A 12,894-nucleotide genomic window follows, 5' to 3' on the forward strand; every position below is an offset into this window, starting at 1 on the left:
CGCGATGACGCTCGATCCCGTACTTGCCACCAGCGCGCAGGCCGGCGCTGCCGTCGTCGTGCTGCTCGGCGCCTTCGCGAAGATGCGCCGGCCCGCCGCGTTCAGCCAGGCACTCGCCGGCTACCGGCTGCTGCCCGACGCGCTGACCGCACCCGTCGCGTTCGCGATTCCGCTCGCGGAAGCCGTCGGCGCGGCGGCACTGCTGTTTCCCGATACGCGCACGGCCGGCGCGATCGGCCTGATCGCGCTGCTCGTCGCCTTCGCGGCGGCAATCGCGATCAATCTGCTGCGCGGCCACACCGACATCGACTGCGGCTGTTCCGGCTTCGCGGCCGCGCGAGCGGATGCGCCGCGCGGCATCGGCTGGCTGCACGTCGGTCGCGCGCTGCTGCTCGCCGCGCTGGCCGCGACCGCGCTCGTCGAGCCGGGCGCGCGCGCGGTCGTGTGGTTCGACTACCTGACGCTGTTCTTCTCCGTGCTGCTGATCGTCTGCGCGCTGCTCACCGTCGACGTGCTGCTCGCCAACGTACCGCGCCTTTCCCATCTGAGGAATTCATGATGCAAACCGCTCTCACCGTTTCCACCGCCCTGCTGTGGGTGGCCGTCCTCGCGCTCGGCGCGATCTGTCTCGCGCTCGTGCGCCAGATCGGCATCCTGTACGAACGCATCATGCCGGCCGGCGCATTGATGATCGACAAGGGGCCGGCGGTCGGCGCGATCGCGCCGGCGTTCGAACTGACCGACATTCGCGGCTCGCAGGTGAAGGTCGGCGGCATCGATGCGTCGGGCAAGGCGACGCTGCTGTTCTTCCTGTCGCCGACGTGCCCCGTCTGCAAGAAGCTGCTGCCGCTGCTGCCGTCGCTGCAGGCGAGCGAATCGACGCCGGTGAACATCGTGCTCGCGAGCGACGGCGATATCGACGAACACACGCGCTTCGCGCGCAAGCACGACCTCGGGCCCTTCCCGTACGTGCTGTCGCAGGAGCTCGGCCTCGCGTACCAGATCGGCAAGCTGCCGTATGCGGTGCTGCTCGACGAAACCGGCACGGTGCGTGCGAAGGGCCTCGTCAATACGCGCGAGCATCTCGAGAGCCTGTTCGAAGCGAAGGAGCGCGGCGTCGCATCGTTGCAGCAGTTCGTGCACGGCGATCACAGCCACGACGCGCACGCGCAGCACGCATGACCGGCCGACCCTCTTTCAACGTCAAGGGAGAACAACGACATGGGCCTGTTTGATTCATGGTTCGAGCGGTCGGCGCGCGGCGTCGCGCAGCACAGTTCGCGGCGCAGCGCGATGGCGAAGCTCGGCAAGGTGCTGGTGGGATCGGCGATGCTGCCGCTGCTGCCCGTCGATCGCACCGCGTATGCGGCCGATGCGGCGTCGGGCGCATCCGGTGCCGCCGCCTCGGGGGCGAGCGACGACCCGATGAGCTGCGACTACTGGAAATACTGCGCGATCGACGGCTGGCTGTGCAGTTGCTGCGGCGGCACGTCGAGCAGTTGCCCGCCGGGCACGACGCCTTCGCCGATCACGTGGATCGGCACCTGCCGCAATCCGCACGACGGTTCGGACTACATCGTGTCGTACAACGATTGCTGCGGCAAGACGTCGTGCGGCAAGTGCTTCTGCAACCGCAACGAGCGCGAGAAGCCGCTGTACAAGCTGTCGTTGAACAACGACATCAACTGGTGCATGGCGAACGGCAATTCGAATTACCACTGTTCGGTTTCGGTTCTGTTGGGGGCAGCGAAGCAATGAAAGTGACGCAAGCAGGAAAGATCGCAGTCGCGTGCATGACGGCCGTGGCGGCCTTCGCGTTGCCGGGCGCCGCCCGCGCGCAGGAAGCCGTGCATTACCCGGCCGGCAAGAGCCTGTTCGACGCGCAGTGCGCGGTGTGCCATCAGGCGGGCGGGAAAGGTCAGGACGGCCTTGCGCCGCCGCTGACCGAGTATCCGGGCAAGTACGCGACGGCCGAGGCAGGGCGTGCGCAACTGGTCGCGACACTGCTGCACGGGATGTTCGGCGAGATCAAGGTGCGCGACAAGAGCTACAACTTCAAGATGCCGTCGTTTGCGAGCGCCAGCGACGACGATATCGCGCACGTGCTCAACTACGTCGTGTTCGATCTCAACGCGCAGCATGGCGACGCGAAGCCGTTCACGGCGGCCGACATCCGCGCGGCGCGCGCGAAGGCGATGGACGGCACGGCCGTTCATGCGCAACGCGACGTCGTCATCAAGGGGCTCGGCCTGTGAAGGTTGCCCATGCATCCCGCGTTTGCGACGTCGCGCCGCGCACGCGGTGCGCGGCGGCATCGTGGCTCGGCAACCTGTCGCGCCACCTGTCGTCGCTGCTGGTGCTTGCCGGGGCGGTCGTCGGCCTGACCGCGGCATCCGCGCATGCGGAAGGTGCGGCCGACGCGGCGCTCGCGCGGCAGCACTGGGTGCTCAACTGCATGGGCTGCCACACGGCCACGGGCGGCGGTATCGCCGGCAAGGTGCCGCCGCTCGCGAACTCGCTCGGCTATTTCACGCATTTGCCGGCCGGGCGCGAGTACGTGATGCGCGTGCCCGGCGCATCGAACTCGGCACTGTCGGACCAGGACCTGGCCGACGTGCTCAACTGGGTACTCACGACCATGAACCGCGACGCGCTGCCGCGCGACTTCAAGCCCTATACGGCCGCCGAAGTCGCCGCGCACCGCCGTCCTGCCTATTCGGACGTCGCGACCGTGCGCGCCGGCCTCGTTCGCGCGTTGCAGGCACGCGGGGTCGACGGCGTCGTGGATCGCTACTGACCGACCCATTCAGGAAATCGAGGAAAAATGAAGATGGAGACGAACCAGAACTTTCCGCTGCTCGACGCCACACGCGCGTTTCTCGCGAAGCCGAAGAAGATGCTGATCGGCGCCGAGTGGAGCGACGCTGCGTCGGGCCGCCGGCTCGACGTCGTGAATCCGGCCGACGGCACCGTGCTCGCGCGCGTGCCCGAGGCGGACGAGCACGACGTGCAACAGGCCGTCGCGGCCGCGCGGCGCGCATTCGATGCGGGGCCGTGGCGCACCGCGAAGACCACCGACCGCGAGCGTCTGCTGCTGGCGCTCGCCGACCTGATCGACGCGAATGCGCGCGAGCTGGCCGAGATCGAGTCGCTCGACAACGGCAAGCCCGTGATGGTGGCGCAGGGGCTCGATGTCGTGATGGCCGCGCAGTGCTTCCGCTACATGGCCGGCTGGGCGACGAAGATCGAAGGCAGCGTGATCGACGCGGGCATGCCGTACATGCCCGACAGCGAGATCTTCACCTACACGCGCAAGGAACCGGTCGGTGTGGTCGGCGCGATCATTCCGTGGAATTTCCCGCTGCTGATGGCGGCGTGGAAGCTCGCGCCCGCGCTGGCTACGGGCTGCACCGTGGTGTTGAAACCCGCGGAAGATACGCCGCTGAGTGCGTTGCGCCTGGGCGAGCTGATCCAGGCGGCCGGTTTCCCGGACGGCGTCGTCAATATCGTCACCGGCTACGGTCATACGGCCGGCGCCGCGCTGTCGCGCGATCCGCGCATCGACAAGATCGCGTTCACGGGCTCGACGCAGACGGGCAAGACGATCGGCCACGCGGCGCTCGACAACATGACGCGGATGTCGCTGGAACTCGGCGGCAAGTCGCCGGTGATCGTGCTGCCCGACGTCGATCCGGACAAGGCCGCACTCGGTGTGGCGAACGCGATCTTCTTCAACCAGGGGCAGGTGTGCACGGCCGGGTCGCGCGCGTACATCCACGCGAAGGTGTTCGACGACGTGATCGGGCGCGTCGCGAAGATCGCCGCGAGCCTGAAGATCGGCCCGGGGATGGATCCGTCGACGCAGATCGGCCCGCTCGTCTCGGCGAAGCAGCGCGAGCGCGTGTGCGGCTATATCGATTCGGGATTCGGCGAGGGCGCGCGCGCCGCGGCGGGCGGCCGCGCGATCGACGGCCCGGGCTTCTTCGTCGAGCCGACCGTGCTGGTCGATACGACGCAGGCGATGCGCGTCGTGCGCGAGGAAATCTTCGGGCCGGTGCTCGTCGCGATGCCGTTCGACGACGTCGACACGGCCGTGCAGCTCGCCAACGACACGCCATACGGCCTCGGCGCGAGCATCTGGTCGAACGACCTTTCCGCGATCCACAAGCTGATCCCGCGCATCGCCGCGGGCACGGTGTGGGTCAACTGCCACTCGCTGCTCGACAATGCGATGCCGTTCGGCGGGATGAAGCAGTCGGGTTTCGGCCGCGAACTCGGTCGCGCGGTGATCGACCAGTACACGGAAAGCAAGTCGGTGATGATGAACTACGCATGAGCGTAACGGCGGGTGCGTGCGTTGCCGCCACGTCGGCCGCGCACGCATGCCGCAGGCGGGCACATCGGGATCGCGGCAACGCGGCCGGGCGCCGGCGGCGGGCTGCAGCCACGCGCCGATCCCGTTCGGCGCAGGCGCGCTCGAACTGAAGCATCCGCTCGATGCGGCGCCAGGTGGTGCGCAAGGCCAGCCGGCCGGGTCGAAGCACGACGAAGCACGACATCCGATCGCACGCGCGAACGCAACGAATGCCACGAACGCCATGAACGCATCACGCACGAACCAGCACCACGCCGAGAATGAGACACGCCGCACCGGCCAGGCGGATCGGGCTGGCCGAATGCTGCTGGATGCCGAGCACACCGAAATGATCGAACACGAGTGCGCCGGTCATCTGCCCGACGACGATCAGCGCGAGCGTCGTCGCGGCGCCCAGTCGCGGCACCATCAGGATCGCGATGCCGACGAACACCGCGCCGAAGAATCCGCCGGTCCAGCTGAACCACGACCCCGCCTCGGCGACGGTGCCGCTCGGGCGAGGACGCGGGGACAGGAGCGCGACGGCGAGCATCGCGGCCAGGCCGACGAGGTAGCTGACCGACCCGGCCCACCACGGCGAGCCGAGCTGCGCGCGGAGGTTGGCGTTGAGCACCTGTTGCAACGCCACGCTGATGCCGGCGGCGACGGCCAGCAGATACGACAGGAGAGTAGTCACGAAGAGGGCAGTTCCGGCGATGTGGCCGCGACGGCGGTTCCGGCACGACAGGCTTCCATTCTGGGAAGCGCGACGGTATAACGCAAATATCAAATCAGGCGCTTATCCATCTCGTTCCGGCATGCCATCCCTGAGACAAATTCAGTACTTCCTGACCGTGGCCGATCTCGGCGGCTTCACGCCGGCCGCGAGCGCGCTCCACGTCGCGCAGTCGGCGCTGAGCCGGCAGATCGGTCAACTGGAAGACGAACTGGGGTTCCCGCTGTTCGACCGGGAGCCGAGGGGCGTGCGGCTCACGCCGGCCGGCGCGATCTATCGCGATCGCGTCGCGTCGATTCCGGCGACCCTGGCAGCCGCGGCCGAGGAGGGCGCACGGTTGTCGCGCGGTGAAGCGGGCGTATTGCGGCTCCTGCATTCGAGCACCGTTCCCGTCGGCAGCCTGATGCCGGTGCTCGAGCGTTTCATGAGCGCATGCCCGGGTGCGCGGATCGATCTCGACCGCGCGTCGTCCGAGGATCAGGTGCTGGAGATCGCGAACGGCAACGCCGATCTCGGGATCGTCCGTGTGCCGGTGCTGCGCCGCGATCCGCGCGTGCGTTTCGTCGAGCTCGCGGCCGAGCGCTTGTGCGTGGCGGTGCCGGCCGATCACCCGCTGGCGGGCCGCCGGCGCACCGCGATCTCGCGGCTGCGGCACGAGCCGTTCGTATCGGCCGTGCATCGGGAGCGGGGCGGGCTGGCGCGCGTCGTGATCGACCTTTGCCTGAAACGGGGATTCGTGCCCGCGACCGCCCGGATCGTGTCGCCGAAGACGTCGATGCTGAATCTCGTCGCGGCCGGGCAGGGCGTGGCGATCGTGCCGGAACGGATGGCGAGCCTCGGTATCGACGGAGTCGTCTTCGTGCCGATCTCGGACGACGACGCAAAATCGGCGTGCGCGCTGGTGCTGCCGATCGAGCCGACGGCGCTGGCGGACGCGTTCGTGCGCGTGATCGCAGCGGGAAGCGCGCGGGACGATGCCTGAAGGGCACCCCGTGCGTCATCCCGCCGGATAAAAAAAACGCCAACCCGTCGAAACGGGCTGGCGTCGTGCTTCCGGTATGGCGACGATCAGAACTGGTTCATCGTGTTGTCCTTGCCTGCCGCCTTCAGCGCTGCTTCGCCGCTGAAGTATTCCTTGTGGTCGTCGCCGATGTCCGAGCCGGACATGTTCTGGTGCTTCACGCAGGCGATGCCCTGACGGATTTCCTTGCGCTGCACGCCGGCCACGTAGCCCAGCATGCCCTGGTCGCCGAAGTATTCCTTGGCCAGGTTGTCGGTCGACAGCGCGGCGGTGTGGTACGTCGGCAGCGTGATCAGGTGGTGGAAGATACCTGCTTCGCGCGATGCGTCCGCCTGGAACGTGCGGATCTTCTCGTCGGCCAGCGTGGCCAGTTCCGTCTCGTCGTACTCGACGCTCATCAGCTGCGCACGGTCGTATGCCGACACGTCCTTGCCTGCTGCCTTCAGCGCGTCATACGCCTGCTGACGGAAGTTCAGCGTCCAGTTGAACGACGGGCTGTTGTTGTACACCAGCTTCGCGTTCGGGATGACCTTGCGGATCTCGCTGACCATGCCGCCGATCTGCGCGATATGCGGTTTTTCGGTTTCGATCCACAGCAGGTCGGCGCCGTTCTGCAGCGACGTGATGCAGTCGAGCACGCAGCGCGCTTCGCCCGTGCCGGCGCGGAACTGGAACAGGTTGCTCGGCAGGCGCTTCGGACGCAGCAGCTTGCCGTCGCGCTTGATGACCACGTCACCGTTGCCCAGCTGGTCGGCCGACAGTTCTTCGCAGTCGAGGAACGCGTTGTACTGGTCGCCCAGGTCGCCCGGCGTGTTGGTCACGGCGATCTGCTTGGTCAGGCCGGCGCCCAGCGAGTCGGTACGGGCCACGATGATGCCGTCGTCCACGCCCAGTTCGAGGAACGCGTAGCGGATCGCGCGGATCTTGGCCAGGAAGTCCTCGTGCGGCACGGTGACCTTGCCGTCCTGGTGGCCGCACTGCTTCTCGTCGGACACCTGGTTTTCGATCTGGATGCAGCATGCACCCGCTTCGATGAACTGCTTGGCCAGCAGGTACGTGGCTTCCGCGTTGCCGAAACCGGCGTCGATGTCGGCGATGATCGGCACGACGTGCGTGACGTGGTTGTCGATCTTGTCCTGGATCGCGGCCTTCGCGGCAGCGTCCTTGGCGGCATCGAGTTCGCGGAACAGGCCGCCCAGTTCACGGGCGTCGGCCTGGCGCAGGAACGTGTAGAGCTCGCGAATCAGCGCGCTGACCGAGGTCTTTTCGTGCATCGACTGGTCCGGCAGCGGGCCGAACTCGGAGCGCAGCGCGGCGACCATCCAGCCGGACAGGTACAGGTAGCGGCGTTCGGTGCTGTTGAAGTGCTTCTTGATGGAGATCATCTTCTGCTGGCCGATGAAGCCGTGCCAGCAACCCAGCGACTGCGTGTACTTGGACGGGTCGGCGTCGTAGGCGGCCATGTCGGCACGCATGATCTTCGCGGTGTACTTGGCGATGTCCAGGCCCGTCTTGAACTTGTTCTGGGCACGCATGCGGGCGGCGTACTCGGGGCTGATCGCATTCCACGCGCTGCCGTGGTTTTCCTTCAAACCGGCAACTGCCTTGATGTCGTCTTGATACTGGGCCATGTCAATCTCCTGGGAGCAAAGCGCGTTTGAGTAACTGGTTGAGCGTGCCCGCTACGTCTGTCGCAGCGAACTGCATGGGATAAATAGTAACGCCGCCCGTTGAGCTTTTGGTGATGTCTTATATAAGACATAAGACATTATTTTTTGTTGTTTTTCAATGGGTTACGTTTCTGTTTTTGCGATGCAAAACAAGTTTTCAAGCGGCGAAAACGCGGCGGCGCGGGAAATCGGCGTGGATTCCGCAATACGAAATGCGCTTTCGGCTGCTGGAGGCCGGGCCAGCTTCACATGCGTCCATGACACCCGTTCGTCGGTGCGGCGTGCGCGTGCCGGGCCGGAAGCCGCATCGGCGCTCCGTTTCGTCCCGACGGAACCCCAGGCATCGCGCCGCACGTGGACAAGCTGAATTCCCCCGCAATACGCGCAAGAACCCCGTCCAACAAGCCTCCCACGAAACCTAGTGGTTTCCACTCATAGTCGCAAACAGTCAAGAACAGGTCGCCGCCGGTCTTCTCGCGACCAATATGGCTCGTTACTTTTACTCCCACGATGCAGGTCGGCGCACACCCCGCGCACCGGCTGCCACGAGTCCAACAGGGAGGAACCGAACCATGAAGTCGACGAAGATTGCCGCGCTTGCCGCGGCCGTGCTGGCGACCGGCGCGTTCACGCATGCGGCATGGGCCGAAACGGATGCCGCGACCTGCCGCACCGTGCGTTTCGCGGATATCGGCTGGACCGACATCACGTCGACCACGGCGCTCGCGTCGACCGTGTTCGAGGCGCTCGGCTACAAGCCGACCACGACGATCGCGTCGGTGCCGATCTCGTTCGCCGGCCTGAAGAGCAAGCAGCTCGACGTGTCGCTCGGCTACTGGTGGCCCGTGCAGCAGAAGCAGCTCCAGCCGTTCCTCGACAGCAAGTCGATCAACGTCGTCGAACCGCCGAACCTGTCCGGCGCGAAGGCGACGCTCGCGGTGCCGAGCTACGAATACCAGGCCGGCCTGAAGACCTTCGAGGACATCGCGAAGCACCGTGCGGAACTCGACGGCAAGATCTACGGGATCGAGCCGGGCAGCAGCGCGAACGCGACGATCCAGAAGATGATCGACACGAACCAGTACGGGCTCGGCGGCTTCAAGCTCGTCGAATCGAGCGAGGCCGGGATGCTGGTGACGGTCGAGCGCGCGATCCGCGAGAAGAAGTGGGTCGTGTTCCTCGGGTGGGAACCGCATCCGATGAACATCCAGCTCAGCATGAACTATCTGTCCGGCGGCGACGCGGCGTTCGGCCCGAATTACGGCGAAGCGCGCGTGTACACGCTGACGGCGCCCGACTTCATCGCGCGCTGCCCGAACGCGGGCAAGCTCGTCACGAACCTGCGCTTCTCGACGCAGCTCGAGAACCAGCTGATGCAGTCGGTGATGAACAAGACGAAGCCGGCCGAAGCCGCGAAGGCGTACCTGAAGAAGAACCCGCAGGTGCTCGATCCGTGGCTCGCGGGCGTCAAGACGTTCGACGGCAAGGACGGGCTGCCGGCCGTGAAGGCGTATCTCGGCCTGTGACGGCCCGCGCGCCGCTTGCGGCGCGCCCTGACGAAACACCCGCAATGCGACACAACCCGAGTCAAGCGAGGCAACCAGCATGAACCATGAAGTCATCATCACCTGCGCCGTCACCGGCGCGGGCGATACGGTCGGCAAGCATCCGGCGATTCCGGTCACGCCGAAGGAGATCGCGGCCGCCGCGATCGAGGCCGCGAAGGCCGGCGCGACCGTTGCGCACTGCCACGTGCGCGATCCGCAGACGGGGCGCGGCAGCCGCGACCCGAACCTGTACCGCGAAGTGGTCGACCGCATCCGCTCGGCCGACGTCGACGTGATCATCAACCTGACGGCCGGCATGGGCGGCGATCTCGAGATCGGCCCGGGCGAGGACCCGATGCGCTTCGGCAAGGGCACCGACCTGGTCGGCGGCCTCACGCGCCTCGCGCATGTCGAGGAGCTGCTGCCCGAAATCTGCACGCTCGACTGCGGCACGCTGAATTTCGGCGACGGCGACTACATCTACGTGTCGACGCCCGCGCAATTGCGCGCCGGCGCGAAGCGCATCCAGGAACTCGGCGTGAAGCCGGAGCTGGAAATCTTCGACACGGGCCATCTGTGGTTCGCGAAGCAACTGCTGAAGGAAGGGCTGCTCGACGATCCGCCGCTGTTCCAGCTGTGCCTCGGCATTCCATGGGGCGCGCCGGCCGATACGGGCACGATGAAGGCGATGGTCGACAACCTGCCGCCGGGTGCGCACTGGGCGGGCTTCGGGATCGGCCGCATGCAGATGCCGATGGTCGCGCAGGCGATGCTGCTCGGCGGCCACGTGCGCGTCGGCCTCGAAGACAACATCTGGCTCGATCGCGGCGTGCATGCGACCAACGGCACGCTCGTCGAGCGCGCGAGAGAGATCGTCGAACGGCTCGGCGCCCGGGTGCTGACGCCGGCCGAAGGCCGCCGCAAGCTCGGCTTGCCCGCACGGGGCGAGCGTCCGCTCGAACGCCGAGCGGTCGCCGAGTTCGCGTGAGCGGTTGCGCCGACTGACCGACATGACGCGGCGGCACGCCCAGCGCGGCCGCCCACCGATTTCCCCTGATTTGAAGGATGCGTTGACATGGCTGTGAAGACCGACATCAAGACGTTCGCCGCCATCGGCACCGGCGTGATCGGCAGCGGATGGATTTCCCGCGCGCTCGCGCACGGTCTCGACGTGGTCGTCTGGGACCCCGCGCCGGGCGCGGAGGAACGGCTGCGCGCGAACGTCGCGAACGCGTGGCCCGCGCTCGAGCGCGTCGGCCTCGCGCCCGGCGCCGATCCCGCGCGGCTGCGTTTCGTGGAGACGATCGAGGCGTGCGTCGCCGACGCCGATTTCATCCAGGAAAGCGCGCCCGAGCGCGAGGCGCTGAAGCTCGAACTGCACGAGCAGATCAGCCGCGCGGCGAAACCCGGCGCGATCATCGCGTCGTCGACGTCGGGCCTGCTGCCGACGGATTTCTACGCGCGGGCGACGCATCCGGAGCGCTGCGTGGTCGGCCACCCGTTCAATCCCGTCTACCTGCTGCCGCTCGTCGAGGTGCTCGGCGGCGCGCGCACGTCGCCGGAAGCGGTCGAAGGCGCGATGGAGATCTATCGCAAGCTCGGCATGCGGCCGCTGCACGTGCGCAAGGAAGTGCCGGGCTTCATCGCGGACCGGCTGCTCGAGGCGTTGTGGCGCGAGGCGCTGCACCTCGTCAACGAAGGCGTCGCGACGACCGGCGAGATCGACGACGCGATCCGCTTCGGCGCGGGCATCCGCTGGTCGTTCATGGGCACCTTCCTGACCTACACGCTCGCCGGCGGCGACGCGGGCATGCGACACTTCATGCAGCAATTCGGCCCCGCGCTCGAACTGCCGTGGACGAAGCTGGTCGCACCCACGCTCACCGATGCGCTGATCGACAGCGTCGTCGAAGGCACGACCGAACAGCAGGGCACGCGCAGCATCAAGGAACTCGAGCGCTATCGCGACGAGTGCATCACCGAGGTCCTGAAGTCGATCGCCGCGGTGAAGGCGCGGCACGGGATGCGATTCGAGGACTAAGGGACTAAAGCACTAAAGGACTGAAGGCGATGACCGGCGATACCCCGCTGACGATATACCGCGACGTGGTGCGGCCCGAATGGGTCGACTACAACGGCCACCTGCGCGATGCGTTCTACCTGCTGATCTTCAGCTTCGCGACCGATGCGCTGCTGGATCGCATCGGCCTCGACGACGCCGCGCGCCGCGAGCGGGGCCGCTCGGTCTACACGCTCGAAGCGCACGTGAACTACCTGCACGAGATCAAGGAGGGCACGCAGGTGCGTGTCGATGCGCGCGTGCTGGCGCATGACGCGAAGCGGCTGCACCTGTATCTCGAGCTGTTCGCGGACGGGCATGACGACGCGGTATCGGCGAGCGAGCAGATGCTGCTGCATGTCGATACGCGCGACGGCGCGAAATCGGCGCCGTTCGACGACGACGTGGCCGCACGCGTGGCCGGGCTGCATGCGTTGCAGCGCGATTGCGCGGCACCCGCATATGCGGGCCGCGTGATCGCGCTGCCGCCGCGCCGATAGCGGGCGCGAACCTTCAAGCGCGGAGCGCACACGATGCTCGAACCGGAAATCGCGGCGTTCGTCGCTGCCGTCGACGCGTGGTATCCGGCCGACGCGGCCGAACGCGCGCCCGCCGAGCAGCGCCGCCTCTACGACCGCTTCGCGGCCGAGTGGACGCCGGCCGCGCTGCCGGCCGGCATCGTGCAGCAGGACGCCGTCTGTCAGGCCCCCGACGGCCGCGCGATCGCGCTGCGGCGCTACACGTCCGCGCAGGGTGCGCCGCGCGGCACGGTGCTGTTCTTTCATGGCGGCGGCTTCGTCGTCGGCTCGCTCGACAGTCATGCGCTGATCACCGCGCAACTGGCGGCCGATACGGGGCTCGACGTGATCGCGGTCGACTACCGGCTGGCGCCCGAGTATCGCGCGCCGGCCGCGCTCGAAGATTGCCTGGCCGTCACGCGCGCCGCACGCGACGCGCGCTGGCCGTTCGGGCCGTGCGCGCATCCGCTGACGCTCGCGGGCGACAGCGCGGGCGGCATGCTAGCGGCGGCCGTGGCCACCGCGTTGCGCGATGCGGGCGAAGGCGGTGTCGACGGCATCGCGCTCGTCTATCCGATGCTCGGGTTCGAACCGCAATCGCCCGCGCGCGAAACGGAAGCGCACGCGCCGATGCTGACGCTCGACGACGTCCATCGCTATCGCGCGCTGTACTGGAACGGCGGTTTGTCCGATGCGCTGGGAGACGGCAATCCGCTGTTGCGCGCGTCGGTGCCGCTCGCGGCTGCGCGTTTCGACGGCCTGCCGCCCGTCCTCGCGATCGGCGCCGAACACGATCCGCTGCGCGACGATGCGCGCGTGTACGTCGAACGGATTCGCGCGGCCGGCGGTGCCGCGCACTACTGGATGGGAGAGGGGCTGGTGCACGGCTGCTGGCGCGCGCTCGGAACGAGCCCGCAGGCGGCGCGGATGCACCGGACGGTCGGCGGGTTTCTGCTCGCACCACACGCGTAGCGGGCGTTTCCGGGAGG

The 12,894-nt window shown here is 67.5% G+C and carries 14 protein-coding genes; 12 read left to right on the forward strand and 2 right to left on the reverse strand.

All coding sequences use genetic code 11. The annotated features are described in order from the left end of the window. Positions 1-4 precede the first annotated feature (4 nt). From PQB87_RS21000 to PQB87_RS21025, 6 genes are read left to right on the forward strand one after another with little or no spacing between them, the layout of a single operon-like run. A complete protein-coding gene (locus tag PQB87_RS21000) occupies positions 5-559 on the forward strand; it encodes a MauE/DoxX family redox-associated membrane protein (RefSeq protein ID WP_048024826.1) in 555 nt (184 codons plus the stop codon). Beyond that, positions 556-1,182 (forward strand): methylamine dehydrogenase accessory protein MauD, encoded by a 627-nt coding sequence (mauD, locus tag PQB87_RS21005; protein WP_489243686.1) that lies wholly within the window; start codon positions 556-558, stop codon positions 1,180-1,182. Before PQB87_RS21000 ends, mauD begins: the two co-directional genes overlap by 4 nt. Before the next feature lie 39 nt (positions 1,183-1,221). Beyond that, positions 1,222-1,758, forward strand: a complete 537-nt coding sequence (locus PQB87_RS21010) for a methylamine dehydrogenase light chain (RefSeq protein ID WP_021161464.1) — start codon at positions 1,222-1,224, stop codon at positions 1,756-1,758. After that, positions 1,755-2,255 (forward strand): c-type cytochrome, encoded by a 501-nt coding sequence (locus PQB87_RS21015; RefSeq protein WP_060066928.1) that lies wholly within the window; start codon positions 1,755-1,757, stop codon positions 2,253-2,255. Before PQB87_RS21010 ends, PQB87_RS21015 begins: the two co-directional genes overlap by 4 nt. Further along, a complete protein-coding gene (locus PQB87_RS21020) occupies positions 2,252-2,797 on the forward strand; it encodes a c-type cytochrome (RefSeq protein WP_489243688.1) in 546 nt (181 codons plus the stop codon). Before PQB87_RS21015 ends, PQB87_RS21020 begins: the two co-directional genes overlap by 4 nt. A gap of 33 nt (positions 2,798-2,830) precedes the next feature. Further along, positions 2,831-4,336 (forward strand): aldehyde dehydrogenase family protein, encoded by a 1,506-nt coding sequence (locus tag PQB87_RS21025; RefSeq protein WP_489243690.1) that lies wholly within the window; start codon positions 2,831-2,833, stop codon positions 4,334-4,336. A gap of 271 nt (positions 4,337-4,607) precedes the next feature. On the opposite strand, the gene PQB87_RS21030 is transcribed toward PQB87_RS21025, so the two are convergent. Beyond that, positions 4,608-5,051, reverse strand: coding sequence for a DMT family transporter (locus PQB87_RS21030; RefSeq protein ID WP_111939283.1), 444 nt, complete (start codon positions 5,049-5,051; stop codon positions 4,608-4,610). Positions 5,052-5,172: 121 nt separating this feature from the next. Between PQB87_RS21030 and PQB87_RS21035 the strand changes: the two genes are divergently transcribed. Then, positions 5,173-6,072, forward strand: a complete 900-nt coding sequence (locus PQB87_RS21035) for a LysR family transcriptional regulator (protein WP_111939284.1) — start codon at positions 5,173-5,175, stop codon at positions 6,070-6,072. Between the two features lie 86 nt (positions 6,073-6,158). Here the strand turns inward: PQB87_RS21035 and PQB87_RS21040 are convergent, their stop codons facing one another. After that, complete coding sequence (locus PQB87_RS21040) at positions 6,159-7,742, reverse strand: isocitrate lyase (RefSeq protein ID WP_059686966.1); 1,584 nt, start codon at positions 7,740-7,742, stop codon at positions 6,159-6,161. A gap of 611 nt (positions 7,743-8,353) precedes the next feature. Here PQB87_RS21040 and PQB87_RS21045 point away from each other — a divergent pair. The 5 genes from PQB87_RS21045 to PQB87_RS21065 all read left to right on the forward strand — a co-directional run bounded on the left by PQB87_RS21045 (position 8,354) and on the right by PQB87_RS21065 (position 12,877). Beyond that, positions 8,354-9,307, forward strand: a complete 954-nt coding sequence (locus tag PQB87_RS21045; RefSeq protein WP_059686965.1) for a choline ABC transporter substrate-binding protein — start codon at positions 8,354-8,356, stop codon at positions 9,305-9,307. 79 nt (positions 9,308-9,386) lie between these two features. After that, the gene (gene cdhC, locus PQB87_RS21050; RefSeq protein WP_021161454.1) at positions 9,387-10,316 is read left to right on the forward strand and encodes a 3-dehydrocarnitine:acetyl-CoA trimethylamine transferase CdhC; all 930 of its coding nucleotides are present in this window, start codon (positions 9,387-9,389) and stop codon (positions 10,314-10,316) included. Between the two features lie 87 nt (positions 10,317-10,403). Further along, positions 10,404-11,369 carry an L-carnitine dehydrogenase gene (locus PQB87_RS21055; RefSeq protein WP_489243692.1) on the forward strand — a complete coding sequence of 322 codons (966 nt, stop codon included), beginning with the start codon at positions 10,404-10,406 and terminating at the stop codon, positions 11,367-11,369. A 29-nt stretch (positions 11,370-11,398) separates the two neighbouring features. Then, positions 11,399-11,887 carry a thioesterase family protein gene (locus tag PQB87_RS21060; protein WP_021161452.1) on the forward strand — a complete coding sequence of 163 codons (489 nt, stop codon included), beginning with the start codon at positions 11,399-11,401 and terminating at the stop codon, positions 11,885-11,887. Between the two features lie 33 nt (positions 11,888-11,920). Then, positions 11,921-12,877 carry an alpha/beta hydrolase gene (locus PQB87_RS21065; protein WP_489243693.1) on the forward strand — a complete coding sequence of 319 codons (957 nt, stop codon included), beginning with the start codon at positions 11,921-11,923 and terminating at the stop codon, positions 12,875-12,877. Positions 12,878-12,894 lie beyond the last annotated feature (17 nt).

It is taken from the genome of Burkholderia sp. KL41 (genome assembly GCF_057005415.2).